Origin of the sequence: Stenotrophomonas lacuserhaii (assembly GCF_039674585.1) — a bacterium.
GTDB lineage: Bacteria > Pseudomonadota > Gammaproteobacteria > Xanthomonadales > Xanthomonadaceae > Stenotrophomonas > Stenotrophomonas pennii_A.
On record NZ_JBDJNU010000034.1, the window covers coordinates 1 to 24,442 of the forward strand.

Sequence of the window (24,442 nt, forward strand, 5' to 3'; positions counted from 1 at the left end):
CCCCCGCCGTGTTTTTTCCTGCGTTTGCCACACCCCTCCAAAACTCTGCCCCCCACCCCCCCCCCCGCCCCACCTTCGACAGGTCCATGGTGGCCATGGAACATGCGGGAGCGCCGACCCATGGTCGGCGGAAGGTGGAAGGGAATGGGGTCTCTGATGGATTCCGCCGACCATGGGTATGCCGGTCGTCCTGACCGCCACCCTACGGGCCGTCGCAAGCGACGTTGGCAGCGGCTCCTGCCGCTGCCTTCGGCGCTACCGCTTTCTTCTCTTTTTTTACGCGGCTGGCGGCCAACGGAAACTGTCCGGGGGCCGGGTGGGTGGGCTGTCCGGGACACTGTGAGGCAGGAGCCGAACAGTAGCCTACAGGGACGTACTTGCGGCGTGTCCCGGACAGCCCACGCACCCGGCCCCAGGCACATAGCCTGCTGTAGAAGCCACCCGCGAGGGGGTCTCACCCGTTCGACCAACCCAACAGCTATTTCACCCCCGCCGGATTAGGCTGGAAACCCGTATCCCCGTGGAGGAAGCCCCCATGGCCACCGGATGGGCACAGGACGGCGCCGTGCAGGACCAGATCGACGCCACCGTCGACGATGCCATCGCCCGCGCCCGCAGCCAGCTCAAGCAGGGCCCCGGCCTGGAACACTGTGAAGAATGCGACGCCTCGATCCCGCTGGCCCGGCGCAAGGCCGTGCCCGGCGTCCGCCTGTGCGTGGCCTGCCAGCAGGCCCACGACGAAGACGAAAGCGCCCAGTCCGGCTACAACCGCCGCGGCAGCAAGGACAGCCAGCTGCGCTGAACCAGCGGCGTCCTCCCGAAGCTCGCGCGGACATCCCGCTTTTCCTTTTTTTTCATCACCCGGGCTGCCCCCAGGGACTTCGACAGGTCCATGGTGGCGATGGATCTTCGGTAGCGCCGACCCATGGTCGGCGGAATGTTCCAGCCAACGGCCCGCTGCGCTCGCCGACCATGGGTATGCCGGTCGTCCTGACCGGCACCCTGCGGGCCATCGCAAGCGACGTTGGCAGCGGCTCCTGCCGCTGCCTTCGGCGCTACCGCTTTTTCTTCTTCTTATTACGCGGGTGGCGGCGCCCGGAACCTGTCAGGGGGCCGGGCGGGGAGGCTGTGCGGGGCCTTGAGTGGCAGGAGCCGCGAAGAGCTACATGGACGTACTTGCGCGTGCCCCGCACAGCCTACACGCCCGGCCCACCCCAGATGCGGCTCTAGATCCCAGAGACACCCGCGAGGGGGTCCCACCCGTTCGACACCACCCCGCCCGAACGCGGACAATAGGCCATCAGCGGCCGCACAGGCCGCGCCCTGTTTCCGATGCAAGGACCTCCCCATGGCCGCACGCAAATCTCCTTCCACCGCCAAGACCTTCGCCATCGAAGTCCACGCCACCCCCGCCAAGCCGCTGGGCATGGCCCCGGCGACCTTCCTGCGCGACTACTGGCAGAAGCGCCCGCTGCTGATCCGCAACGCCTTCGCGGGCTTCCAGAGCCCCGTGCAGCCCGAAGACCTTGCCGGGCTGGCCTGCGAAAACGGCGTGCTGGCGCGCCTGATCGAACATGACCGCAGCAGCGACGGCTGGCGCGTGCGCACCGGCCCGTTCCAGGAGTCGGTGTTCCCCGCCCTGCCCGAAAAAGACTGGACCCTGCTGGTGCAGGACGTGGACAAGTGGGACCCGGACGTGCGCGCGCTCATCGCCCACTTCGATTTCCTGCCGCGCTGGCGGATGGACGATGTGATGATCAGCTTCGCCGCCACCGGCGGCTCGGTCGGTGCGCACGTGGACCAGTACGACGTGTTCCTGCTGCAGGGCCAGGGCCATCGCCGCTGGCAGATCGATGCCAGTGAATCGACCAGGGGCAAGCGTCCGCCGCTGGATTTCCGCCCGGACATCGAGCTCAAGCAGCTCACGAAATTCAAGCCGAGCCACGATTGGGTGCTGGCGCCGGGTGACATGCTGTACCTGCCGCCGAACGTGCCGCACAACGGCGTGGCCGAAGATGCCTGCCTGACTTTCTCCTTCGGTATGCGCGCACCGGCATCGGCCGAACTGATCAGTGATTACCTGGACACCCTGGTGGCGGATGCCGATGAGGGCATCCGCTACCAGGACCCCGACCTGAAGCTGCCGGAGGATCCGAACGAGATCGACGTGGCGGCGATGAACCGCGTGGTGGCCGCGCTCAATGCCATCCGCATGAACGACCCGGACACGCTGGGCGACTGGTTCGGCCGCTTCATCACCACCTACCGCGCCGCCGGCGAAGTGATGCCGAGCGGCCCGGCGCCGTCGCTGGACGAGGTCGACCACGCCCTGGCCAACGGCCTGTTGCTGGAACGCCATCCCTGGGCCCGCCTGGCCTGGCGGCGTGCCAAGCGTGGCGCGAGCCTGTACTGCAGCGGGCTGGACCTGGCGGTGTCGGTCAAGGATGCGCAGCGCATCGCCGCCGCCGAGCGGCTTGACCTCGCCGCATGGAACGGCCTGACCGCCAAGGGTCGGCAGGCCCTGCAGGAACTGATGGTGCTGGGCTTCTACCAGCTGACCGATCCCGCTTTCGAAGACCAGGTGGAAGAGGTGCTGGACGCCGACGCGGAGATCGTGGTCGCGCGGGATACCGTGGACACCATCGAGGTTGACGATTTTTCCGATGACGTGCGCGAAGTGAACGTGCATGAGGACGGCGTGGAAGTGGTGGTCAGCTTCGACGAGGACGACGAAGAGGACGAGCCGGAGGACGGCGCCGGCCAGCGCCGCCACTGAACATGGCCGCCTTCAGCGTCCAGCGGGCCGACCACGCCGCGCATCACATGGCCATCCACGGCGTCCGCCAGCAGGTCTTCGTGGTCGAACAGGGCGTGCCGGCCGAGCTCGAGCGCGATGCGCTGGATCCGGTCTGCACCCACGTGCTGGCACGCGATGCCGACGGGGCGCCGATCGGTACCGGACGGCTGTTGCCCGATGGCCGCATCGGTCGCATGGCGGTGCTGGCGGCATGGCGCAGCCGGGGCGTCGGCGAGGCCATGCTGGAGGCGCTGGTAGGGGCCGCCGCGGCGGCCGGGTTGCCGCACGTGCACCTGCATGCCCAGCTTCCGGCAGCTGATTTCTACGCGCGCCAGGGTTTCATTCCCGAAGGCGGACACTTCGAAGAGGCCGGCATCGCGCACCTGCAGATGCACCGCACGCTCGGCGCGGCCGCGGCCATCGAAGGGCTGCAGGCGGCTGTGGCGGCGACCACCGCAGTCATCCACCGGGCGCGCCGACGGCTGTGGATCCACAGCCGCCAGCTGGATCCCGGCCTGTTGGACGCCGCTCCCGTGCAGGCGGCCCTGCGCCGCTTCGCCACCCGTGCGCACGACAAGCAGCTGCGGGTCATCGTGCATGATGCCGCCGCGGTCCAGGCCGCAGGTGCGCCGCTGCTGGCCCTGCTGCAGCGCCTGCCCAGCGTGGTCCAGGTCCGCGAGGTGAGCGATCCGGTTGACCGGGCGCTGGCCTCGGCCTGCATCGCCAACGACGCCGGCGACTACTACTTTCGTCTGATGGGACATCGCCTCGAAGGCGAGGCCGGCATCGCACTGCCTTCACGTTCGCAGCCGCTGGAGCAGCAATTGCAGCGCGTCTGGGACCGTTCGCGTGACTGCAGCGAGCTGCGCGCGCTCGGCATCTGAGCCCGGCGGCGCCGCGCAACCTGTCTGGCAGCGACACCGGGGCCCCCGATCACGTCGCTGCAACGCCCCTTCCTGGGCGGATGGGGGTACAATTTGGGTGTTTGAACGCGCCCGTGCATGGCTATTCATCCAGTCGGCCGGGTACTTCCAGAGCCCTACCCCACAAAGCGAATAATCACTCTCCATCGTGGACAATCTACTGAAGCAGTTTGCGCAGTCATCGCAGCTCGCCGGCGGCAACGCCTCCTATGTCGAGGACCTGTACGAGCAGTACCTCGTCTCCCCGGACAGTGTCGATCCCAAATGGAAGGCCTACTTCGACGGCTTCCAGGGCCGTGAAGCGGGTGACATTCCGCACTCGGGCGTCATCGCGCACATCGCCGACGCCGCCAAGGGCGCGCTGAAGAGTGGCACCGGCGAAGGGGCCGGCGACGAGCGCGAGCGCAATGTCGGCCGCCTGATCACCGCCTACCGTTCGCGTGGCCACCTCGGTGCCCGCCTGGATCCGCTCGGCCTTGCCGAACCGACCAACCCGCCGGACCTGGGCCTGCCGTTCCACAGCCTGTCCGATGCCGATCTGAACGCCGAGTTCAGCACCGGCGGCGTGGGTGGCCAGCCGCGCATGAAGCTGCGCGACCTGCTGGCGCGCCTGAAGGCGACCTACACCGGATCGATCGGCGCGGAGTTCATGCACATCTCCGAAGTCGAGCAGCGCCAGTGGATCTACAGGAAGCTCGAACTCGCCGGTGGCGATTACGCGCTGGATGCCGATACCAAGCGCCGCACGCTGGAACGCCTGACCGCAGCCGAAGGCCTGGAACGTTACCTGCACACCAAGTACGTGGGCCAGAAGCGCTTCTCGCTGGAAGGCGGCGATTCGCTGATCCCGATGATGGACACCATCATCCGTGACGCCGGCAAGGACGGGGTCAAGGACGTGGTGATCGGCATGGCCCACCGCGGCCGCCTCAACGTGCTGGTCAATACGCTGGGCAAGAATCCGCGCAAGCTGTTCGACGAGTTCGAAGGCAAGTTCGAGCACGACAACCACGCCTCCGCAGGCGATGTGAAGTACCACATGGGCTTCTCGGCCGACGTCAGCACCGACGGCGGCCCAGTGCACCTGGCGCTGGCCTTCAATCCCTCGCACCTGGAAATCGCCGATCCGGTGGTTGCCGGTTCGGTGCGCTCGCGCCAGGAGCGCCGCAGCGATACCGCGCGCAAACAGGTGATGCCGATCCTGATCCACGGTGATGCGGCCTTCGCCGGCCAGGGCGTGGTGATGGAGCTGTTCCAGATGTCGCAGGCGCGCGGTTTCGCCGTCGGCGGCACGGTCCACATCGTGGTCAACAACCAGGTCGGCTTCACCACGTCCAACCCGGAAGATTCGCGCTCCACGCTTTACTGCACCGACGTGGCCAAGATGATCGCCGCCCCGGTGTTCCATGTGAACGGTGACGACCCGGAAGCGGTGGTGTTCGCCGCCAAGCTGGCCTTCGAGTTCCGGCAGAAGTTCGCCAAGGACGTGGTCATCGACCTGATGTGCTACCGCCGTTGGGGCCACAACGAGGCCGACGAACCGGCGATCACCCAGCCGCTGATGTACCAGGTGATCCGCAAGCACAAGACCACCCGCGAGATGTACGCCGAGCAGCTTGAACAGGCCGGCGTGATCGAATCCGGTGCCGGCAAGGCACTGGTGGATGGCTATCGCGTGAAGCTGGACAGCGGCGAGTACACCACCGACCTGGCCACCGTGGAGAAGACCCCGCCGACCAGCCCGCTGTTCGTGGATTGGCCGAAGCTGCTGGACGGCAAGCTGTCCGACCAGATCAGCACCGCCGTCGGCATGGAAAAGCTGACCGCGCTGGCCAGGCAGATCACCACCATCCCGGACACCGTGCAGGTGCATTCGCGCGTGGCCAAGGTATACGAGGACCGCCGCAAGATGGCGGCCGGCGAGATCCCGGGCGACTGGGGCTTCGCCGAGAACCTCGCCTACGCCACCCTGCTGGACGAAGGCCACCGCCTGCGCCTTGTGGGCCAGGACGTCGGCCGCGGCACGTTCACCCACCGCCACGCGATCCTGCACGACCAGAACACCGACCAGTACTACCTGCCGCTGCGTGAGCTGGTGGATTCGCCGGAAAAGGCCACCATCATCGATTCGCTGCTCAGCGAAGAAGCCGTCATGGCCTTCGAGTACGGCTTCTCCACCACCGACCCGGGCACCCTGTGCATCTGGGAAGGCCAGTTCGGCGACTTCGCCAACGGCGCCCAGGTGGTCATCGACCAGTTCATCGCCGCCGGTGAAGCCAAGTGGGGCCGCCTGACCGGGCTGACCCTGCTGCTGCCGCACGGCTACGAAGGGCAAGGCCCGGAACACAGCTCGGCACGCCTTGAGCGGTTCCTGCAGCTGTGCGCGCTGGAGAACATGCTGGTGGTGGTCCCGTCCACCCCGGCGCAGGCGTTCCACATGCTGCGTCGCCAGCAGCACCTGACCACCCGCAAGCCGCTGGTGGTGATGTCGCCGAAGTCGCTGCTGCGCCACAAGCTTGCCGTGTCGACGCTGGAAGAACTGGCCAATGGCGAGTTCCAGCACCTGATCGGTGATGCCAAGGCCGATGCGAAGAAGGTCAAGCGCGTGGTGCTGTGTTCGGGCAAGGTCTACTACGACCTGCTGGAAGACCAGACCAAGCGTGGCCAGGACGACGTGGCGATCATCCGCGTGGAGCAGCTGTATCCGTTCCCGCGTGCGCTGCTGGCTGCCGAACTGAAGAAGTACGGCAAGGCCACCGACGTGGTGTGGACGCAGGAAGAGCCGCAGAACCAGGGTGCGTGGTACCAGATCCGCCACCACCTGCAGTTCTGCGTGGCCGATGGCCAGAGCCTCCATTACGCGGGTCGTGCGCGTTCGGCATCGCCGGCCGCCGGCCACATGGCTGACCATGTCATCGAGCAGCAGAAGCTGGTCGCCGATGCCCTGGTCAACCCGTTCGACGACTCGGTCGCCGAATAACCCTCCCCTATTCCAGAAACACGAACCCAGGAAGCTCCCGCATGGCCACCGAAGTCAAAGTCCCGGTTTTGCCCGAATCCGTCTCCGACGGCACCATCGCCACCTGGCACAAGAAGGTCGGCGACGCCGTCAAGCGTGACGAGAATCTGGTCGACCTGGAGACCGACAAGGTCGTTCTGGAAGTCCCGTCGACCGTCGACGGCGTGCTGAAGGAAATCAAGTTCCAGGAAGGCGACACGGTCACCAGCGCCCAGGTGCTGGCGATCATCGAGGAAGGCGCGGTGGCTGAAGCTGCTGCGCCGGCCCCGGCCACTGAAGAGAAGAAGGCTGAAGCCGCACCGGCGCAGGCCACCGAGGCACCGAAGGCCGATGCGGCTGCCCCGGCCGCATCGAAGTCGGCTGCCGATTCGCTGCCCCCGGGCGCCCGCTTCTCGGCGATCACCGAAGGCGTGAACCCGGCCGACGTGGACGGCACCGGCCGTCGCGGCGCGGTGACCAAGGAAGACATCGTCAACTACGCCCGCAACGGCGGCGCCGGCAAGGCCGGTGGTGCGCGTCCGGAAGAACGCGTGCCGATGACCCGCATGCGCAAGCGCATCGCCGACCGCCTGATGGAATCCAAGAACAGCACCGCGATGCTGACCACCTTCAACGAGGTCAACCTCGCCAAGGTGTCGGCCGCGCGCAAGGAGCTGCAGGAAGAGTTCCAGAAGGCCCATGGGATCAAGCTCGGCTTCATGAGCTTCTTCGTCAAGGCCGCTGCCAATGCGCTGCAGCGCTTCCCGCTGGTCAATGCCTCGGTCGACGGCAGCGACGTGATCTATCACGGCTACTCGGACATCTCCATCGCCGTGTCCACCGACAAGGGCCTGGTGACGCCGGTGCTGCGCAACGTCGAACGCCAGTCGTTCGCCGACATCGAAAAGGGCATCGCCGACTACGCCAAGAAGGCGCGTGACGGCAAGCTGGGCCTGGACGACCTGCAGGGCGGCACCTTCACCGTGACCAACGGCGGCACCTTCGGTTCACTGCTGTCCACCCCGATCATCAACCCGCCGCAGAGCGCCATCCTGGGCATGCACGCGATCAAGGAACGTCCGATCGCCGAAAACGGCCAGGTCGTGATCGCGCCGATGATGTACCTGGCGCTGTCCTACGACCACCGCATCATCGACGGCAAGGATTCGGTGCAGTTCCTGGTGGACATCAAGAACCAGCTGGAAAACCCGGGCCGCATGCTGTTCGGCCTGTAAGACCCGCCGCCCCCTCCCGCCTGCGGGAGGGGTCTGTCGTTCCGGGGCACGGCCAACGGCCCTGCCCGCCTCCCGGCGCCCTGCGCCACCGGCCCGCTCGCACGGGTCGAGGAATGCATCAAGGACTCTCAAATGGCTGAACAATTCGACGTCGTCGTCATCGGTGCCGGCCCGGCCGGCTACCACGCCGCCATCCGTGCCGCGCAGCTGGGCCTGAAGACGGCCTGCATCGACGCCGCGCTGGGCAAGGACGGCAAGCCCGCCCTCGGCGGCACCTGCCTGCGCGTGGGCTGCATCCCGTCCAAGGCGCTGCTGGATTCCTCGCGCCAGTACTGGAACATGGGCCACATCTTCGGCGACCATGGCATCAGCTTCAAGGACGCCAAGATGGACGTCGAAGCGATGGTTGGCCGCAAGGACAAGATCGTCAAGCAGTTCACCGGCGGCATCGCCATGCTGTTCAAGGCGAACAAGGTGGCTGCGTATTACGGCTTCGGCGAGCTGCAGAAGGACAACGTGGTCAAGGTCTCCCAGCACGATGGTTCGATCGTCGAGCTGAAGGGCACCAACGTGATCATCGCCGCCGGTTCGGATTCGATCGAACTGCCGTTCGCCAGGTTCGATGGCGAGACCATCGTCGACAACGTCGGCGGCCTGGACTTCACCGAGGTTCCCAAGCGCCTGGCCGTGATCGGCGCCGGCGTCATCGGCCTGGAACTGGGCAGCGTGTGGAAGCGCCTCGGCGCCGAGGTCACCATCCTGGAAGCACTGCCGGACTTCCTGGCCGCCGCCGATGCCGAAGTGGGCAAGGTCGCGCTGAAGGAGTTCAAGAAGCAGGGCCTGGACATCAAGCTGGGCGCCAAGGTGTCCAAGGCCGAAGTCACCGGCAAGGGCAAGAAGGCCGAAGTCGCGCTGACCTATACCGACGGCGAAGGTGAGAAGTCGCTGGTCGTGGACAAGCTGCTGGTGGCCGTCGGCCGTCGCGCGGCGACCAAGGGCCTGCTGGCCGAAGGTACCGGCGTCAAGATCAACGAGCGTGGCCAGATCGAAGTGGACGCGCATTGCCACACCGGCGTCAACGGCGTGTGGGCGGTCGGTGACTGCGTGCGCGGCCCGATGCTGGCGCACAAGGGCTTCGAGGAAGGCATCGCGGTTGCCGAGCTGATCGCCGGCCTGCCGGGCCACGTCAACTTCGACACCATTCCGTGGGTCATCTACACCGAGCCGGAGCTGGCCTGGGTCGGCAAGACCGAGCAGCAGCTGAAGGCCGAAGGCATTCCGTACAAGGCCGGCAGCTTCCCGTTCGCCGCCAACGGCCGCGCGGTGGCGATGATCGAGCCGAGCGGCTTCGTCAAGGTCCTGGCACACGCCGAAACCGATCGCATCCTGGGCATGCACCTGGTGGGCGCGAACGTGTCCGAACTGGTGCACGAAGGCGTGCTGACCATGGAGTTCAGCGGTTCGGCTGATGACCTGGCACGCATCTGCCACGCGCATCCGTCGCTGTCCGAAGTGGTGCACGACGCGGCCATGGCCGTGAGCAAGCGCGCGATCCACAAGGCGAACTGATACCGCCCTGCGGTAGTGACGGCCGCTGGCCGTCACGCTTCACATCGAAAAACCCTGCCCCGGCGGGGTTTTTTGTTGCCTCGCCACGGTAGCGCCGAGCCATGCTCGGCGAAATTCCGGAATAGCGCATTCCGCGATCAGGCCACCTGGGCCCGCCCGCCGCCCAGCAATCGGGCCGGCAGCATCAACACTGCGCCGAGGAAAGCAAACAACGCCGAGAAGGTCACGCCGACCAGCCGGAACGGCAGGCTCAGCAGCCACACGAACGGCCATGCCAGCAGGGCGAGGATCGCCAATGGCCAGCACAGCACGAACAGCAGGCACCACACGCCCAGCGCGAACAAGGTCTTCATGACAGGTCTCCCTGGCGGCACCGTGCCGCCCTGGGGTCATCCTTGCTGCCGGACTGCAGCACCGCAACCGGTGTGCGACGAAACCCGGGAGGGGACGACGAACAGGGTTTGCGGGGGGGGGGAGAGCGTGGCGACCAACGGTCGTCACCCACCATCGGTAGCTCCGAGCCATGCTCGGCGGGCGATCCGGTGTTACTCGAATGAACCCACCGAGTCGTGCGACAGGTTGTCGAAGCGAGTGTACTCGCCGAAGAACTTCAGCTTGCACGAGCCGGTGGGGCCACCGCGGTGCTTGCCGATGATGATCTCGGCCAGGCCCTTGTCCGGCGAGTTTTCCTTGTTGTAATAGTCGTCGCGGTAGATGAAGACGATCATGTCCGCGTCCTGCTCGATAGCGCCGGATTCGCGAAGATCGGCCATCACCGGCCGCTTGTCGGTACGCGTTTCCAACGAGCGGTTGAGCTGGGACAGCGCGATCACCGGCACGTTCAGTTCCTTGGCCAGGCCCTTCAGGCCACGCGAGATCTCGGAGATTTCCGTGGCGCGGTTTTCGCTGTTGCCCGGCACGCTCATCAGCTGCAGGTAGTCGATCACGATCAGGCCCAGGTCGTGCTCGCGCTTCAGGCGGCGGCACTTGGAACGCAGGATCTCCGGCGACACGCCCGGCGTATCGTCGATGAAGATCTTGGTTTCCTTCAGCATGCGGATCGCGCCGGTGACCCGGCTCCAGTCCTCGTCTTCCAGCTGGCCGGTACGCAGCCGCTGGGCGTTGATGCGGCCATTGGAGGAGATCAAGCGCATCGCCAGCTGCGAGGCCGACATTTCCATCGAGAAGATCGCCACGCCCTTCTTCGACTTGATCGCCGCGTACTCGGCGATGTTAAGCGCCAGCGTGGTCTTGCCCATCGCCGGACGGGCCGCAAGGATGATCAGATCCGTCGGCTGCAGGCCGGCGGTCATCGCATCGAAATCGTTGTAGCCGGTCGGCAGGCCGGTGATGTTGCCGCCGTTCTCGAAACGGTTGCGCAGCTCTTCGAAAGCATCCTTCAAGGCACCGGGCATCGCCACGAAATCGGTGCGCCCGCGCGCGCCCTGTTCGGCGATGGCGAACACCGATTTTTCCGCGCTGGCGAGCAGTTCGCTGCTCTCGCGGCCTTCAGGCTGGAAGCCGTCGTTGACGATGTCCGTGCCGACCTGGATCAACTGGCGCAGCACCGCCTTGTCACGCACGATTTCCGCGTAGGCCACGATGTTCGCCGCCGACGGCGTGGTGCTGGCCAGCTCGATCAGGTACGCGCCATCGCCGACCAGCTCCATCTTGCCCTGCGATTCGAACCATTCGCCCAGGGTCACCGCATCGAACGGACGATCACGCTCGGACAGCTCGCGGATCGCGCGGTAGATCATCTGGTGGTCGCGACGGTAGAAATCGACGTCGTTCAACTGGTCGTTGACGCGGTCGAACGCGTCCGGTGCCAGCATCAGCCCGCCCAGCACCGCCTGCTCGGCTTCGACCGAATGCGGCGGCACGCGCAGGGAATCAATGCGCGATTCATCGCGTTCGAAGCGATCGGAACGCTCCCTGCGGTCGGACTTGAAGCCGGAACGAGCAGCCATGCGGCGGAATTTCCTACAGAAGTGGCGAGATCAGTGTAGGCATGCGGGCCACCCTGCCGCCATGGACAAGCCTGTGGATAAGCCGTGGAGAAACGGGGGATATCCGCCAATGCCCGGCCAGCGTGGCGCGGAGGCGTCGCACTACCTGGTACAGGCACCCTTGCGGTGCCTGCAGGCCACCATTATCGCAGATAGCCGCCGCCGGTCACCCGCGCGGCAGCAGCCAGTTCAGGCGCCCGTGGCGTGCACCGCCACCAGGGTCAGGAAACGGTCGACGAAGCCCTGCAGGAACTCCTGCGTGCCGGCGTTGCTGATGCTGCCCGCTTCGTCGATCAGCCCTTCCTTGAAGTGCAGGAAGGCCTCTGGTTGGCCCAGCACCTGCATGTCCAGGTAGGCCAGGATGTTGCGCAGGTGCTGCTGCGCCAACGCGGTGCCGATCACTCCGATGGACGCGCCGATAACCGCCGCCGGCTTGCCGGCGAAGGCGCTGTCGCCGTACGGGCGCGAGCCGATATCGATGGCGTTCTTCAACACGCCCGGCACCGAACGGTTGTATTCGGGGGTGACGAACAGCACCGCATCCGCACTGCGGATCTGCTGTTTCAGCCGTGTGCCCTGCGCCGGATAATCGGCGTCGAAGTCCTGGTCGTACAGTGGCAGGTCGCCGATCTCCACGAAATCGAAGCGCGCCTTGCCCGCGGCGAGTTTCTCCAGCGCGCGCGCCAGCCGACGGTTGATCGACGCCTTGCGCAGGCTGCCAACCAGCACGGCAATGGTGTACTCGGCCATGTGATCACCTCATCGTTCGGGGGCAGGCCAGACTAGACCCGCCGGCCTTCGGCGCCGGTGAAGGCCCGTTGCCTACCCCGCCGGTCAGGACGGCTGGGCAAAGCGCGCACGGGAGGCCGTGGCGCAGTCTGGCAAGCGCACGCGCGCTTGCCAGGCGGCTCACCGGCTCCGCCGCGCCTGCCACGCGGCACGGCTCTGGCCCCACACTTCCACCGATCTGCCGGCATGCGGCGGCGGCAGTTCGTCGATCCGCAGCAGCGTGCTGCCCAGCTTGGCGGCCACTGTTTTCGAATTGACGTTGTCCGGGGCGATGGTGTGGATGACCTCCTCCCACCCCAGGCTGGCGAAGGCCCAGTCGATCGCCGCCGTCGCCGCTTCCGGGGCGTATCCCAGGCCCCAGCTCTGGCGGCGGATGCTCCAGCCCACCTCCGTACCGGGCCAGTCCAGCGGCTGCCACGGCCCGAGCCGCCCCACCCACTGCCCCGTGGATTTTTCGATGACGCTGAACATCGACACGCCAAACAGGTGCCAGGCGCCGGACAGCGCGCAGAAGCTGCGCCAGGCCACCGATCGCGGCTGCACACCGCCCAGGTGGGACATCACCGCCTCGTCGGCACTGAAGTCGAGGTATGGCTGCAGGTCGGCTGCCTGCGGTGGCCGCAGTACCAAGCGCTCGGTTTCAAGTCGGAGATCGAAGATGCTCATCCGGGTTTCCTGGACGCATGAAAGAGAACAGGCCGGCTCGCGCCGACCTGTCCTTGTACCGCACTCACGCGCGTTCGATGTTACTGGCGGGTAGTGCCCACATCGGCCGCGGCGGTCTGGGTGACCAGCTGGCCGTCGACCACCGGCAGGCGATCGCTGGCCGGCTTGTCGTTCATGCGGATGGTCTTCTCGGCGCCGTCGTAGCGGTAGGTCACGTCGTAACCCTTGACCACGTCGGTGTTGCCCATGGCGATCCGGTTGCCCGGCTTGCTGTCCATGCGCATGGTGCCGGTGGTGCCGTCTTCGTTGCGGTAGGTGACGTTGTAGCCGGTCACCTGGCTCGACTCGGAGGTCGTGGTTTCGGTGTGGCACTGGCGCTCGGTACGGTTGACCACGCGGCCACCGACGTGGCGCTTGTCCACGTTGTTGCCGATCATGCCGCCGGCTACCGCGCCGGCCGCAGTGGCGACCTTGCGACCATTGCCGCCGCCGACCTGGTTGCCCAGCAGGCCACCGATGACCGCGCCGGCCACCGTGCCGCCGACATTGCCGTCGCGCTCGGGCAGGCGCTCCTGCACCACCACGTCCTCGCATACTTCGTGCGGGGTCTGCGTGCTGGAGGTCTGGCGTACCGCCTCGGTACCGATGACCGTGGCGTAGGCCTTTTCTTTCTGGGTGATCGGCGCGACCTTCAGCACGTCGGCGTATTCCAGGCCGCGCTTCGCATCGAGATCCAGCGCATCGCTGCGCGCACCGTCGTCGGCCGCGCTGCCATCAGGCAGCAGCGTGCCGTCGGCGGCGGTCACGTAACCAGGAGAAGTGTCACCGCTTTTCATGAAGGCCGCGGTGGCGATGCCACCGACCAGCAGCGCGCCGGCGGCGACCAGGACCGTAGTAGTAGTTGATTTCATGACCTGCTCCTTGCGGACCACCCGCAACGTTCACGATGTGGATTGCAGCACGCGCTGCCTGAACGGAATATCGACAGAACCTTTATGTCCGGCCTCCCATTCAGGAAACTGCCGGTCCAGGCCCATGATAGCGTTTGCACTCGTACCGCACGGACCCTGACGATGGCCAATCCCCTGCTGCTGCCCCTGCTCAACTGGGCGCGCCGACTGCGCTTCCCCACCCTGTTCAAACTCACCGCCGGCCTGTTCGCGGTGACCTTGGTGGTACCGGACCCGATTCTGTTCGTGGACGAGCTGCTGCTCGGCATGGGCACCCTGCTGCTGGCCAGCTGGAAGACCCGGCAACCGGCCAAGCCACCGCTGGAGCTGCGCTGATCGTGCTGGTGGACAGCCATTGCCACCTGGATGCCGGTGAGTTCGACCCGGATCGTGCGCAGGTGATCGAGCGCGCCCGCGCTGCCGGCGTGCTGGCGCAGGTGGTACCGGCCGTCACGGCAGCGAGCTGGCCGAAACTGCGCGAGGTGTGCCAGCAGGCCCCGGGGCTGTTCCCCGCCTATGGGCTGCATCCGGTGTTCCTGGCCGAGCACGCGCGCGGACACGTGGACGAGCTCCGGCAATGGATCGAACGTGAGCGCCCCTGCGCGATCGGCGAATGCGGCCTGGATTTCTTCATCGAAGACCTCGACCGCGACCTGCAGCAGCATTATTTCGCGGCACAACTGCAGCTGGCACGGGAATTCGACCTGCCGGTGATCGTGCATGCGCGGCGCGCGGTGGATGCGGTGATCGCCGCGGTGCGCCGGGTGGGCGGACTGCGTGGGGTGGTCCACAGCTTCTCAGGCAGCCCCGAACAGGCCGCACAGCTGCACAAGGCGGGTTTCCTGCTGGGACTGGGCGGGCCGGTCACTTACGACCGTGCGCAGCGCCTGCATCGGCTGGTGCAGTCGATGCCCCTGGAACAACTGCTGCTCGAAACCGATGCCCCCGACCAGCCCGATGCGGGCATCCGCGGCCAGCGCAACGAACCGGCGCGGCTGCACGATATTGCCAACCACATCGCCGGACTGCGCGGAATCAGCCTGGCGACGCTTGCCGAGGCGACCACAGCCAACGCGCAGCGGCTGTTCGGCCTGCCCACCGCAGCCACGTGACCTGTGTCCCGGCCGGTCAGGCGGCCGTTCCCGCCGGCGGCTTCTTCGGCGCAAGCAGCATGTCCAGTGCCTTGGCCACCGCGGCAAAGGCGAACGCGCCGGTGATGTGGGTCGCCGCACCGAGGCCGGCGCCGCAGTCCAGCTTCAGCGCGGCATCCGGCCCCAGCTCCGGGCGGATGCCGCAGACGCTGCCGTCGGCCTGCGGATAGCGCACGTTTTCCAGCGAATAGATCGCCGGCACGCCGAAATAACGCTTGGCATTCTTGGGGAAGTTGAACTCGCTGCGCAGCTTCTTGCGGATCAGTGCCAGCATCGCATCGTGTTCGGTCCGCGATACATCACGTACCCGCACCAGGGTGGGATCAGTGCGGCCACCGGCGGCGCCGACGGTGAGCAGCGGCAGCTTGCGCCGGCGGCACCAGGCGATGGTTTCCACCTTGACCCGGAAGCTGTCACAGGCGTCGATGACCAGGTCGAAACCACGGTCAAGCAGTTCGACCATGTTGGCCGGGGTCAGGAACGCTTCGACCGCCTCCACGTCGATGCCCGGATTGATGGCACGGCAGCGCTCGGCCATCGCCACCGACTTGTTGCGCCCGTAATTGCCTTCCAATGCCGGCAACTGGCGGTTGGTGTTGGACACGCAGATGTCGTCGGCATCGATCAGGGTCAGGTGGCCGACAGCCGACCGCGCCAGCGCCTCCACCACCCACGAACCCACCCCGCCCATGCCGACCACGGCGACCCGCCGCGACTGCAGGGTCTCCAGCGATCCGCGCCCGTACAACCGTTCCACGCCAGCGAAGCGTTCTTTGATCTGATCGTTCATCGCGCCATTTTAACGGCTGTCGGCGTCCCCACGCGCATCGACGGCGCGACCTCCCCCGGGTCACTGCGGTTCATGCGCCAGCCATGAAAAGCCGGCGTGGTTGGCGCGCCGTTCACGTTCAAAGAAGGACGATCCCTCCCAAGCGCGCCAGACGCCTCACCACCCTTTCTGGCCAGGAGAACCACCCATGAAGATCAAGCTCATTGCCGCAAGTGCAATTGCCACCCTCGCCCTGGCCGGCTGTGCCACCTCCCCCGGCTACGGCGGCGGCGGCGGTTATGGCAACAACGGCGGTTACAGCAACAACGGGGGCAACTACAACACCAACCGTTGCGCGGACTGCGGCATCGTGACCCGCATCAACACCGTGGCCTCCGGCCGCGCAGCGCCTTCGGCCACCGGTGCCGTACTGGGCGGCATCGTTGGCGCGGTGGCCGGCCATGAAATCTCCGACCACACCGGCGGCAGCCGTGGCAACAAGAACATCGCGGCTGCAGCAGGCGCGGTCGGCGGTGCACTGGCCGGCAACCAGATCCAGAAGAACGTCACCAGCGATACCTACGATATCTCGGTGCGCATGGACGATGGCCGCACCATCGTGGTCAACCAGCGTGACCTGGGCGGCATCCGCGAGAACACCTACGTGCGCGTGGTGAACGGCCGCGTCGTGCTGCGCTGATCGTCATCGCGCCCCCGTCGCCGGCTGCTGCAGCGGCATCACGCAGAAGGGCCCGCTTGCGCGGGCCCTTCTGTTGAACAAACGCGACGCGTTCGATCAGAGCGGCTTGACCTTGTCGGCCTGCAGGCCCTTCTGGCCGGTGACGACCTCGAACTCGACGGCCTGGCCTTCCTTCAGCGACTTGAAGCCCTGCGATTCAATGGCGCGGAAATGGACGAACACGTCTTCGCCACTCTCACGGCTGATGAAACCAAAGCCCTTCGCATCGTTGAACCACTTGACGGTGCCCTTCTCAGCCATCTTTGCTACTCCCTTACTGTCTTGTAGTTGGTTACGCCCTGACAGGCGGCTGACGAGCAAGGAGGAAGCGAGGTACAACGATGTAGCGGATCGCTGGGATCTACCATCATCAGGCCACGATCCACGGTGACCTTGCCAAGCTCAGCGCGGTCACGTTAACCCGACATAAATCAAATTGCAACGGCTAGATTGATCCATGTGTCAACCCCTTTTGGTATCCCATACGGCATAGCATGGACCTCTCATTCATCTTGTACCTGATCGCCGCGCTGTGCATCGCGCTCGGCATTGCCGGAATCGTGCTGCCCGCGCTGCCCGGCATTCCGCTGGTATTCCTCGGCCTGCTGCTGGCAGCGTGGGCCGATGGATTCGTCCACGTCGGCTGGCCCGTGCTGGCGGTACTGGCGGTGTTGACCGTGCTGTCCTTCGTGGTGGACATCCTGGCCACGGTGGTCGGGGCGCAACGGGTGGGGGCCAGCCGCAAGGCCTTGTGGGGTACCTTCGCCGGCAGCATCGCCGGCCTGTTCTTCATGCCGGTCGGGTTGTTCCTGGGCCCGCTGCTGGGCGCACTGCTCGGCGAGTACTGGCACTCCCGGGAACTCGGCCGTTCCACCAAGGTGGGGTTGGCGACCTGGCTGGGCATCCTGCTTGGCATGGCCTTGAAGGTGGCACTGCTGGTGGCGATGCTGGGGCTGTTCGCGTTCGCCTGGCTGCTCTGAACTCACTCCACTTTCACGCCGCCTCACACGCGTCACTGTCATAACCGCGCACTGGCGGGTCACGCCAGCGCACGCCACACTGCGCTCAACTTACTCCTATTCAGCCTCGTTCAAGGGCCCGCAGCAATGACCCTCTCCTCCCCGCTTCCCCGTCTGGCCCCGTTGGTGCTGGCGCTGTCCAGTGCTCCGCTGGCCGCGCAGGAATTCACTGCATCGCCTGCGACTTCGCCCAGTGCCTGTGCCGCCATCACTACCGACGCGGCCCGGCTTGCCTGCTATGACCAGCTGTTCGGTCCCACCCAGGCCACCACCGCGCAGGCCGACGCCGCGGCCGAAGCCGCCGCGGTGGCACGCAAGGAAGAGCGCCGCGAAGTCCGCGTCAGCGAAGGCGAGGAGAAACTTCGCTCGCGCGTGGGCGACCTGTTCCGTCCGGCCCCGCACGATGCAGCGCTGGCCAATGCCGGCCGCGGTTCGCTGCTGGACAGCCGCTGGGAGCTGGCCGAGGACTCCAAGCTGGGACCGTTCCAGCTGCGCGCCTACAAGCCGGTGTACCTGCTGCCGGCCTTCTGGACCAGCAACAAGAACCTCACCCCGCAATCGCCGAATCCCGCCAACACGGTCACCACGCCGCAGCTGCTGGACAGCAATGAACTCAAGTTCCAGCTGAGCTTCAAGACCAAGATCGTGGAGAACCTGTTCGGCGACAACGGTGACATCTGGGCCGGCTACACGCAGAGCTCGCGCTGGCAGGCTTACAACGCGGACAATTCGCGCCCGTTCCGCGAAACCAACTACGAACCGGAGGTCATGGCGGTGTTCCGCAATGGCTATTCGATCGGTGGCTGGCGTGGCCGCATGAGTGCCATCGGCATCAACCACCAGTCAAATGGCCGATCCGATCCTTTCTCGCGCAGCTGGAACCGGGTCATCGTCAGTGTCGGCCTGGACCGCGAGAACTGGGCGCTGACGCTGCGCCCCTGGTATCGCCTGCCGGAGTCGCGCAGCGATGACAACAACCCGGACATCGAAGACTACATGGGCCGCGGCGATGCCACCCTGGTATGGAACCGCAACGGGCATGAGGTCGCGCTGATGGGGCGGCATTCGCTGCGCAGTGGCGACCGCTCGCATGGCGCACTGCAGCTGGACTACGGCTTCCCGATCAGCAACCTGCTGCGCGGCCACGTCCAGGTGTTCGATGGCTACGGCGAAAGCATGATCGACTACAACCACAAGGCCACCTACATCGGCGTGGGCGTGTCGTTGCTGGAGTGGTTCTGATGTCCGTGACGCTGTGGCACAACACGGCCTGCAGCAAGTCGCGCAACGCGCTGAAGTTGATCCGTGATGCCGGGCTTGACCCGGTGATCGTGGACTACCTGGCCAATCCGCCGGACGTGGCGACCTTGCGCAAGGTGCTTGCCGACGCCGGCCTGCGCGCGTCGGAGCTGGTCCGCAGCAACGAGCCGCTGTTCGCCGAACTGGGCCTGGCCGGCGCCGACGAGGCGCAGCTGGTCGCCGCCATGGCCGCGCACCCACGGCTGATCAACCGGCCGATCGTGATCACCGGCAAGGGCACGCGCCTGTGCCGCCCGCCCGAACGGGTGCTGGACATCCTGTAGACACGCGGCGGTGACGATCCACGGTCGTCACCCACCGCGCGGGCCGCTTCAGGCCACCACGACTGGAATCTTGCCGATCCGCGCTTGCCATTCGCGCGGGCCGGTCTGGTGCACCGACTCGCCGGTCGAGTCGACCGCCACCGTCACCGGCATGTCCTGCACGGTGAACTCGTAGATGGCTTCCATGCCCAGGTCGGCGAAGCCGACCACCTTGGCCGCCTTGATCGCCTTGGACACCAGGTAGGCCGAACCGCCGACCGCCATCAGGTAGGCCGACTTGTTGTCACGGATCGCCTCGATCGCCGCCGGGCCGCGCTCGGCCTTGCCGACCATGCCCAGCAGGCCGGTCTGTTCAAGCACCTGGCGGGTGAACTTGTCCATGCGCGTGGCGGTGGTCGGGCCGGCCGGACCCACCACTTCATCGCGCACCGGATCGACCGGGCCGACGTAGTAGATGAAGCGGCCCTTGAGGTCGACCGGCAGTGGCTCGCCCTTGTCCAGCATTTCCACGATGCGCTTGTGCGCGGCATCGCGGCCGGTCAGCAGCTTGCCGTTGAGCAGCAGGGTCTGGCCCGGCTTCCAGCTGGCGACGTCGGCCGGGGTGATCGCGTCCAGGTCCACGCGGGTACCCTTGGACGCGTCATAGGTGATCTGCGGCCAGTCTTCCAGCGACGGCGGATCCAGCATCACCGGGCCGCTGCCATCCAGGGTGAAGTGCGCATGGCGGGTCGCCGCGCAGTTCGGGATCATCGCCACCGGCAGGTTGGCGGCATGGGTGGGGAAGTCCTTGACCTTGATGTCCAGCACCGTGGTCAGGCCGCCCAGGCCCTGTGCGCCGATGCCCAGTGCGTTGACCTTGTCGAACAGTTCCAGGCGCAGCTCTTCGGCGCGGTTGGAGGCGCCACGGGCCTTCAGTTCGTTGATGTCGATCGGCTCCATCAGCGATTCCTTGGCCAGCAGCATCGCCTTTTCGGCGGTGCCGCCGATGCCGATGCCGAGCATGCCCGGCGGGCACCAGCCGGCGCCCATCGTCGGCACCGTCTTGAGTACCCAGTCGACGATCGAATCGGAAGGATTGAGCATGGCGAACTTGCTCTTGGCTTCCGAACCACCGCCCTTGGCCGCGACGATCACCTCGACGTGGTCACCCGGCACCACCTTGACGTTGACCACGCCGGGGGTGTTGTCCCTGGTGTTCACGCGCTTGCCGGCCGGGTCGGCCAGCACCGAGGCGCGCAGCTTGTTTTCCGGATGGTTGTAGGCGCGGCGCACGCCTTCGTTGGCCATGTCCTCCACGCCCATCGTGGCGTCGTCCCAGCGCACGTTCATGCCGATTTCCAGGAACACGGTGACGATGCCGGTGTCCTGGCAGATCGGCCGGTGGCCTTCGGCGCACATCCGCGAATTGATCAGGATCTGCGCCATCGCTTCCTTAGCCGCCGGGGATTGCTCGCGCTCGTAGGCCGCGGCCAGGCTCTTGATGTAGTCCACCGGGTGGTAGTACGAGATGTACTGCAGCGCGTCGGCGATGGACTGGATGAGGTCTTCCTGCTTGATCGATGTCACGGCTTGCTCGCTTGCTCGGGGCTGGCGGGGGTAATCCGCCCATTTTACCCCGCGCGCCTGCCGCTGTAGCGCCGGGGCGCTGACGCCGCCGACGAAACCGTGTTCCACTGGCGGCACCTGTCACAGCGACCCGCAGTGGGGCGTCCTGGGCACATGAACGCAGAATCGGCTTTCCATTCACATCGCCCTCGCCTGCTGGCACTGGCCTATCGGCTGCTGGGCAGCCGTGCCGATGCCGAAGACATCGTGCAGGAGGCCTGGCTGCGCTGGGCCGGCGCCGCGCATGCCGAGATCGCCGATCCCCTGGCATGGCTGGTGACCGCCACCACCCGGCTGGGACTGGATCGCCTGCGTGCGCTCAAGCGCCAGCGCACCGACTACATCGGCCCCTGGCTGCCCGAGCCCCTGGACATCGCCCTGGAGCTGCCTGCAGCGCCCGACCCGGCGCAGGTACATGCCCTGGCCGAGGATGTGTCGCTGGCCTTCCTTGCGCTGCTGGAACAGCTGGCACCGGACGAGCGCGCCGCCTTCCTGCTGAAGGAGGTCTTCGACCACGACTACACGCAGGTGGCCGCACTGTTGGGCCACAGCGAGGCCAACTGCCGGCAGATGGTGCATCGGGCGCGCAAACGCCTGCGCGAGGGCCGTCCGCGCTTCGCAGCCGACGCAGGACAGCACCGGCAGCTGCTCGCCCGCTTCATGGACGCCTCCCAGCGCGGCGACAGCGAGGCGATCCAGGCCCTGCTGCACGCCAACGCCCGCCACGTTTCCGATGGCGGCGGCGTAGTCACCGCCGGCATCCGTCCGCTGCTCGGCGCCGAGCGGATCGGACGCCTTTACTGGGCGATCGCCCGTCGCGGCGGCTCGTTGGCCGCACGCCTCGGAACGGTCAACGGAGAGCCGGCGATCCTGCGTTTCGATGGCCCGCGACTGCAGTCGGTGACCACGATCGTGGTGGAACACGGGCGCATCGTTGCGCTGTACAGCGTGCTCAATCCGGAAAAGCTCGGGGCGGCTGTCACAGGCCCGGTCGCTGGCGCGTCCTTGTGGTGAAAGGCCGCCCATCCGGGCCGCCACTGGAGCCTGACGATGAATGCTGCTGCCCCCCGCGTTGCCTACACCCGACTCGCCGCTGATGCCTTCAAGGGGCTGTTGGCAGTGAGCACGACCGTTCATGCCAGCTCGCTGGATCACGAACTGCAGGAGCTGGTCTATCTGCGCGTTTCGCAGATCAACGGCTGCGCCTACTGCCTGGACATGCATTCGACCGCACTGCGAAAGGCCGGCACCGAGCCGCGCAAGCTGGATACCGTGGCGGCCTGGCGTGAGAGCCGCTTCTTCGATGCCCGCGAACGGGCCGCGCTGGGCTGGGCCGAAGCGTTGACGCGGCTGCCGGACGGTGCGCCTTCCGATGCCGCCTTCGATGCGCTGCGGCCGCACTTCGATGACAAGGGCATCAGTGACCTGAGCATGGCGGTAGCCGTGATCAACGCATGGAACCGGCTGGGCGCCGGACTGCTGCCGCCGCTGCCCTGAGCCTGCGGCCCGGACAGGCAGTGACGGCCGCTGGCCGTCTGCTCCTGCCTTTGGTGGGTGACGACTGTTGGTCGTCACGCTTCGCCTGCCGCTGCGCTCGCCGAGCGTGGCTCGGCGCTACCCTGCCCTTCGGTAGCGACGGCCGCTGGCCGTCTTGCCGTTGCCCCGGCACCACTGCCTTGTCACGCCGCGGCGGCGCACACTAGGCACATGCCTGACACTCCCCCGTCCGCCCGCCCCAGCCTGCGCCAGCGCTTTTCGGCGATGCGCAACCTTCCTCCCTTCCTGCGCCAGGTCTGGCAGACCAACCCCTGGCTGGCCAGCGCCAGCCTGGGCCTGCGCATCATCCGCGCCCTGCTGCCGGTGGCGATGTTGTACGTCGGCAAGCTGATCATCGATTCGGCCGTGCTGCTCAGCCAGCATGAGACCGGTTTCCCGCCGTTCGGCGAGGCGCTGGCCAGCGGACTGCTCACCCCGCTGCTGTCCCTGCTGGCGCTGGAGTTCGGCCTGGCCATCGCATCGGACCTGCTGGGGCGCATCGTCAGTTACGCCGATTCACTGCTGTCCGAACTGTTCACCAACGTCACCAGCGTGCGCCTGATGGAGCACGCCGCCTCACTGGACCTGGAAGACTTCGAGGACCCCGAACTGCAGGACAAACTGGACCGCGCGCGGCGCCAGACCATGGGCCGGATGAACCTGATGAGCCAGCTGTTCGGCCAGGTCCAGGATGCCATCACCGTGGCCAGCCTTGCCGTGGGCCTGCTGGTCTACGCGCCGTGGCTGATCGTGCTGCTGGCACTGGCGCTGGTGCCAGCGTTCATCGGCGAATCGCATTTCAACGCGGCTGGCTACAGCCTCAATTTCCAGTGGACCCCCGAACGCAGGCAGCTGGATTACCTGCGCCAGGTCGGTGCCAGCGTGGAAACCGCCAAGGAGGTCAAGATCTTCAACCTCCATCGGTTCCTGATCGACCGCTACAAGCTGCTCGCCGACCGCTTCTTCCACGCCAACCGTGCGCTGGCACGCAAGCGCGCGTTCTGGGGCACGCTGCTGGCCGCCTTGGGTACGCTGGGGTACTACACCGCCTATGCGTACATCGCCTGGCGCACCGTGCGCGGTGATTTCAGCATTGGTGACCTGACCTTCCTGGCCGGCAGTTTCCTGCGCCTGCGGCAACTGCTGGAAGGCCTGCTGATCGGTTTTTCGCAGGTGGCCAGCCAGGCGCTGTACCTGGACGATCTGTTCTCCTTCTTCCAGATCACCCCGGAAATCCACACCCGCCCCGATGCCGTGCCGGTACCGCGACCGATCCGCCAGGGCTTCGTGTTCGACAACGTGGGCTTCCGCTATCCGGATGCAGAGAGCTGGGCCGTGCGCCATCTCGACTTCCAGCTGCACGCCGGCGAAGTGCTGGCGCTGGTCGGCGAAAACGGCGCCGGCAAGACCACCCTGGTCAAGCTGCTGGCGCGATTGTACGACCCCGACGAAGGCCGGATCCTGCTCGATGGCCGCGACCTGCGCGACTACGACCTGGACGACCTGCGCGCCAACATGGGGGTGATCTTCCAGGACTTCGTGCGCTACAACCTCACCGCCGGCGAGAACATCGGTGTCGGCCAGGTCGATGCGCTGGACGACACGCAGCGCATCCGCGATGCCGCCCGCCGCGGCATGGCCGAAGAGGTCATCGAGGCGTTGCCCGGCGGCTACCAGCAGGTGATCGGCCGCCGCTTCAAGCAGGGCGTGGATCTGTCTGGTGGCCAGTGGCAGAAGATCGCCATCGCCCGCGCGTACATGCGCCAGGCCCAGGTGATGATCCTGGACGAGCCGACCGCCGCGCTCGATGCACGCGCCGAATACGAGGTGTTCCAGCGCTTCCGGGAGCTGTCCGAACAGCGCACCGCGGTATTGATATCGCACCGGTTTTCCTCGGTGCGCATGGCCGACCGCATCCTGGTGCTGGCCGATGGCCGGATCGAGGCCAGTGGCAGCCATGCCCAGCTGATGGCCGAAGGCGGCCGCTATGCGGAGCTGTTCGAGCTGCAGGCGGCCGGTTATCGCTGAACCGTGGGCATGAACGCCTCTCATTCCGGCCAATGAGAACCTGTCTCATTCGAGGTAGAATGTCCGGGACGATTTC

General features: G+C 66.5%; 23 protein-coding genes. 15 read left to right on the forward strand and 8 right to left on the reverse strand.

Features of this window, described 5'->3' with window-relative positions:
• Positions 1–535: 535 nt before the first annotated feature.
• From ABE522_RS12925 to lpdA, 6 genes are all read left to right on the forward strand, one after another.
• Positions 536–802, forward strand: coding sequence for a DksA/TraR family C4-type zinc finger protein (locus tag ABE522_RS12925; protein WP_346592041.1), 267 nt, complete (start codon positions 536–538; stop codon positions 800–802).
• A gap of 546 nt (positions 803–1,348) precedes the next feature.
• Entirely contained in the window at positions 1,349–2,776 is a 1,428-nt protein-coding gene (locus ABE522_RS12930; protein ID WP_346592042.1) for a ribosomal protein uL16 3-hydroxylase, read from the forward strand.
• A gap of 2 nt (positions 2,777–2,778) precedes the next feature.
• Positions 2,779–3,681: a GNAT family N-acetyltransferase gene (locus tag ABE522_RS12935; RefSeq protein ID WP_346592043.1), complete on the forward strand. Its 903-nt coding sequence runs from the start codon at positions 2,779–2,781 to the stop codon at positions 3,679–3,681.
• Between the two features lie 187 nt (positions 3,682–3,868).
• A complete protein-coding gene (locus ABE522_RS12940; RefSeq protein WP_346592044.1) occupies positions 3,869–6,700 on the forward strand; it encodes a 2-oxoglutarate dehydrogenase E1 component in 2,832 nt (943 codons plus the stop codon).
• A 41-nt stretch (positions 6,701–6,741) separates the two neighbouring features.
• Positions 6,742–7,953 carry a dihydrolipoyllysine-residue succinyltransferase gene (gene sucB / locus ABE522_RS12945; RefSeq protein WP_346592045.1) on the forward strand — a complete coding sequence of 404 codons (1,212 nt, stop codon included), beginning with the start codon at positions 6,742–6,744 and terminating at the stop codon, positions 7,951–7,953.
• Positions 7,954–8,085: 132 nt separating this feature from the next.
• Positions 8,086–9,522, forward strand: a complete 1,437-nt coding sequence (gene lpdA / locus ABE522_RS12950) for a dihydrolipoyl dehydrogenase (RefSeq protein ID WP_346592046.1) — start codon at positions 8,086–8,088, stop codon at positions 9,520–9,522.
• A 137-nt stretch (positions 9,523–9,659) separates the two neighbouring features.
• Here the strand turns inward: lpdA and ABE522_RS12955 are convergent, their stop codons facing one another.
• From ABE522_RS12955 to ABE522_RS12975, 5 genes are all read right to left on the reverse strand, one after another.
• Positions 9,660–9,875 carry a hypothetical protein gene (locus ABE522_RS12955; protein ID WP_042615385.1) on the reverse strand — a complete coding sequence of 72 codons (216 nt, stop codon included), beginning with the start codon at positions 9,873–9,875 and terminating at the stop codon, positions 9,660–9,662.
• 192 nt (positions 9,876–10,067) lie between these two features.
• A complete protein-coding gene (locus ABE522_RS12960) occupies positions 10,068–11,492 on the reverse strand; it encodes a replicative DNA helicase (RefSeq protein ID WP_042615386.1) in 1,425 nt (474 codons plus the stop codon).
• A 228-nt stretch (positions 11,493–11,720) separates the two neighbouring features.
• Entirely contained in the window at positions 11,721–12,281 is a 561-nt protein-coding gene (locus ABE522_RS12965; protein ID WP_346592047.1) for an NADPH-dependent FMN reductase, read from the reverse strand.
• Positions 12,282–12,440: 159 nt separating this feature from the next.
• A complete protein-coding gene (locus tag ABE522_RS12970; RefSeq protein WP_346592048.1) occupies positions 12,441–12,986 on the reverse strand; it encodes a GNAT family N-acetyltransferase in 546 nt (181 codons plus the stop codon).
• Positions 12,987–13,066: 80 nt separating this feature from the next.
• Positions 13,067–13,897: a glycine zipper 2TM domain-containing protein gene (locus ABE522_RS12975; RefSeq protein ID WP_346592049.1), complete on the reverse strand. Its 831-nt coding sequence runs from the start codon at positions 13,895–13,897 to the stop codon at positions 13,067–13,069.
• Positions 13,898–14,059: 162 nt separating this feature from the next.
• On the opposite strand from ABE522_RS12975, the gene ABE522_RS12980 reads away from it, so the two are divergent.
• Together ABE522_RS12980 and ABE522_RS12985 are read left to right on the forward strand one after the other, a co-directional pair.
• Positions 14,060–14,272 carry a DUF6116 family protein gene (locus ABE522_RS12980; protein WP_042615395.1) on the forward strand — a complete coding sequence of 71 codons (213 nt, stop codon included), beginning with the start codon at positions 14,060–14,062 and terminating at the stop codon, positions 14,270–14,272.
• On the forward strand, positions 14,269–15,048 hold the full coding sequence (locus tag ABE522_RS12985) for a TatD family hydrolase (protein ID WP_346592073.1): 780 nt from the start codon (positions 14,269–14,271) through the stop codon (positions 15,046–15,048). The genes ABE522_RS12980 and ABE522_RS12985 overlap by 4 nt, the downstream gene beginning before the upstream one ends.
• Positions 15,049–15,064: 16 nt before the next feature.
• On the opposite strand, the gene ABE522_RS12990 is transcribed toward ABE522_RS12985, so the two are convergent.
• Entirely contained in the window at positions 15,065–15,877 is an 813-nt protein-coding gene (locus ABE522_RS12990; protein ID WP_346592050.1) for a tRNA threonylcarbamoyladenosine dehydratase, read from the reverse strand.
• 187 nt (positions 15,878–16,064) lie between these two features.
• Between ABE522_RS12990 and ABE522_RS12995 the strand changes: the two genes are divergently transcribed.
• Entirely contained in the window at positions 16,065–16,556 is a 492-nt protein-coding gene (locus ABE522_RS12995; protein WP_346592051.1) for a glycine zipper 2TM domain-containing protein, read from the forward strand.
• Positions 16,557–16,652: 96 nt separating this feature from the next.
• Here the strand turns inward: ABE522_RS12995 and ABE522_RS13000 are convergent, their stop codons facing one another.
• On the reverse strand, positions 16,653–16,856 hold the full coding sequence (locus ABE522_RS13000; RefSeq protein WP_019185917.1) for a cold-shock protein: 204 nt from the start codon (positions 16,854–16,856) through the stop codon (positions 16,653–16,655).
• A 233-nt stretch (positions 16,857–17,089) separates the two neighbouring features.
• Between ABE522_RS13000 and ABE522_RS13005 the strand changes: the two genes are divergently transcribed.
• From ABE522_RS13005 to arsC, 3 genes are all read left to right on the forward strand, one after another.
• Positions 17,090–17,575, forward strand: a complete 486-nt coding sequence (locus ABE522_RS13005) for a DUF456 domain-containing protein (protein ID WP_346592052.1) — start codon at positions 17,090–17,092, stop codon at positions 17,573–17,575.
• Between the two features lie 126 nt (positions 17,576–17,701).
• Positions 17,702–18,856 (forward strand): phospholipase A, encoded by a 1,155-nt coding sequence (locus ABE522_RS13010; protein ID WP_346592053.1) that lies wholly within the window; start codon positions 17,702–17,704, stop codon positions 18,854–18,856.
• Positions 18,856–19,197, forward strand: coding sequence for an arsenate reductase (glutaredoxin) (arsC, locus tag ABE522_RS13015; protein ID WP_346592054.1), 342 nt, complete (start codon positions 18,856–18,858; stop codon positions 19,195–19,197). The genes ABE522_RS13010 and arsC overlap by 1 nt, the downstream gene beginning before the upstream one ends.
• 48 nt (positions 19,198–19,245) lie before the next feature.
• Here the strand turns inward: arsC and ABE522_RS13020 are convergent, their stop codons facing one another.
• Positions 19,246–20,763, reverse strand: coding sequence for a fumarate hydratase (locus ABE522_RS13020; RefSeq protein ID WP_346592055.1), 1,518 nt, complete (start codon positions 20,761–20,763; stop codon positions 19,246–19,248).
• Positions 20,764–20,916: 153 nt separating this feature from the next.
• Here ABE522_RS13020 and sigJ point away from each other — a divergent pair, with 153 nt between their 5' ends.
• From sigJ to ABE522_RS13035, 3 genes are all read left to right on the forward strand, one after another.
• On the forward strand, positions 20,917–21,816 hold the full coding sequence (gene sigJ, locus ABE522_RS13025; RefSeq protein ID WP_346592056.1) for an RNA polymerase sigma factor SigJ: 900 nt from the start codon (positions 20,917–20,919) through the stop codon (positions 21,814–21,816).
• Positions 21,817–21,852: 36 nt separating this feature from the next.
• Positions 21,853–22,299: a carboxymuconolactone decarboxylase family protein gene (locus ABE522_RS13030; protein WP_346592057.1), complete on the forward strand. Its 447-nt coding sequence runs from the start codon at positions 21,853–21,855 to the stop codon at positions 22,297–22,299.
• Between the two features lie 210 nt (positions 22,300–22,509).
• Complete coding sequence (locus ABE522_RS13035) at positions 22,510–24,366, forward strand: ABC transporter ATP-binding protein (RefSeq protein ID WP_346592058.1); 1,857 nt, start codon at positions 22,510–22,512, stop codon at positions 24,364–24,366.
• The last annotated feature ends 76 nt before the right edge of the window (positions 24,367–24,442 follow it).

Bases quoted from the DNA above. Each gene is read 5' to 3' on its own strand.
- ABE522_RS12925 (WP_346592041.1), top strand. From the start codon at position 536: ATGGCCACCGGATGGGCACAGGACGGCGCCGTGCAGGACCAGATCGAC.
- ABE522_RS12930 (WP_346592042.1), top strand. From the start codon at position 1,349: ATGGCCGCACGCAAATCTCCTTCCACCGCCAAGACCTTCGCCATCGAA.
- ABE522_RS12935 (WP_346592043.1), top strand. From the start codon at position 2,779: ATGGCCGCCTTCAGCGTCCAGCGGGCCGACCACGCCGCGCATCACATG.
- sucB (WP_346592045.1), top strand. From the start codon at position 6,742: ATGGCCACCGAAGTCAAAGTCCCGGTTTTGCCCGAATCCGTCTCCGAC.
- lpdA (WP_346592046.1), top strand. From the start codon at position 8,086: ATGGCTGAACAATTCGACGTCGTCGTCATCGGTGCCGGCCCGGCCGGC.
- ABE522_RS12955 (WP_042615385.1), bottom strand. From the start codon at position 9,875: ATGAAGACCTTGTTCGCGCTGGGCGTGTGGTGCCTGCTGTTCGTGCTG.
- ABE522_RS12960 (WP_042615386.1), bottom strand. From the start codon at position 11,492: ATGGCTGCTCGTTCCGGCTTCAAGTCCGACCGCAGGGAGCGTTCCGAT.
- ABE522_RS12965 (WP_346592047.1), bottom strand. From the start codon at position 12,281: ATGGCCGAGTACACCATTGCCGTGCTGGTTGGCAGCCTGCGCAAGGCG.
- ABE522_RS12970 (WP_346592048.1), bottom strand. From the start codon at position 12,986: ATGAGCATCTTCGATCTCCGACTTGAAACCGAGCGCTTGGTACTGCGG.
- ABE522_RS12975 (WP_346592049.1), bottom strand. From the start codon at position 13,897: ATGAAATCAACTACTACTACGGTCCTGGTCGCCGCCGGCGCGCTGCTG.
- ABE522_RS12980 (WP_042615395.1), top strand. From the start codon at position 14,060: ATGGCCAATCCCCTGCTGCTGCCCCTGCTCAACTGGGCGCGCCGACTG.
- ABE522_RS12990 (WP_346592050.1), bottom strand. From the start codon at position 15,877: ATGAACGATCAGATCAAAGAACGCTTCGCTGGCGTGGAACGGTTGTAC.
- ABE522_RS12995 (WP_346592051.1), top strand. From the start codon at position 16,065: ATGAAGATCAAGCTCATTGCCGCAAGTGCAATTGCCACCCTCGCCCTG.
- ABE522_RS13000 (WP_019185917.1), bottom strand. From the start codon at position 16,856: ATGGCTGAGAAGGGCACCGTCAAGTGGTTCAACGATGCGAAGGGCTTT.
- ABE522_RS13005 (WP_346592052.1), top strand. From the start codon at position 17,090: ATGGACCTCTCATTCATCTTGTACCTGATCGCCGCGCTGTGCATCGCG.
- ABE522_RS13010 (WP_346592053.1), top strand. From the start codon at position 17,702: ATGACCCTCTCCTCCCCGCTTCCCCGTCTGGCCCCGTTGGTGCTGGCG.
- arsC (WP_346592054.1), top strand. From the start codon at position 18,856: ATGTCCGTGACGCTGTGGCACAACACGGCCTGCAGCAAGTCGCGCAAC.
- sigJ (WP_346592056.1), top strand. From the start codon at position 20,917: ATGAACGCAGAATCGGCTTTCCATTCACATCGCCCTCGCCTGCTGGCA.
- ABE522_RS13030 (WP_346592057.1), top strand. From the start codon at position 21,853: ATGAATGCTGCTGCCCCCCGCGTTGCCTACACCCGACTCGCCGCTGAT.
- ABE522_RS13035 (WP_346592058.1), top strand. From the start codon at position 22,510: ATGCCTGACACTCCCCCGTCCGCCCGCCCCAGCCTGCGCCAGCGCTTT.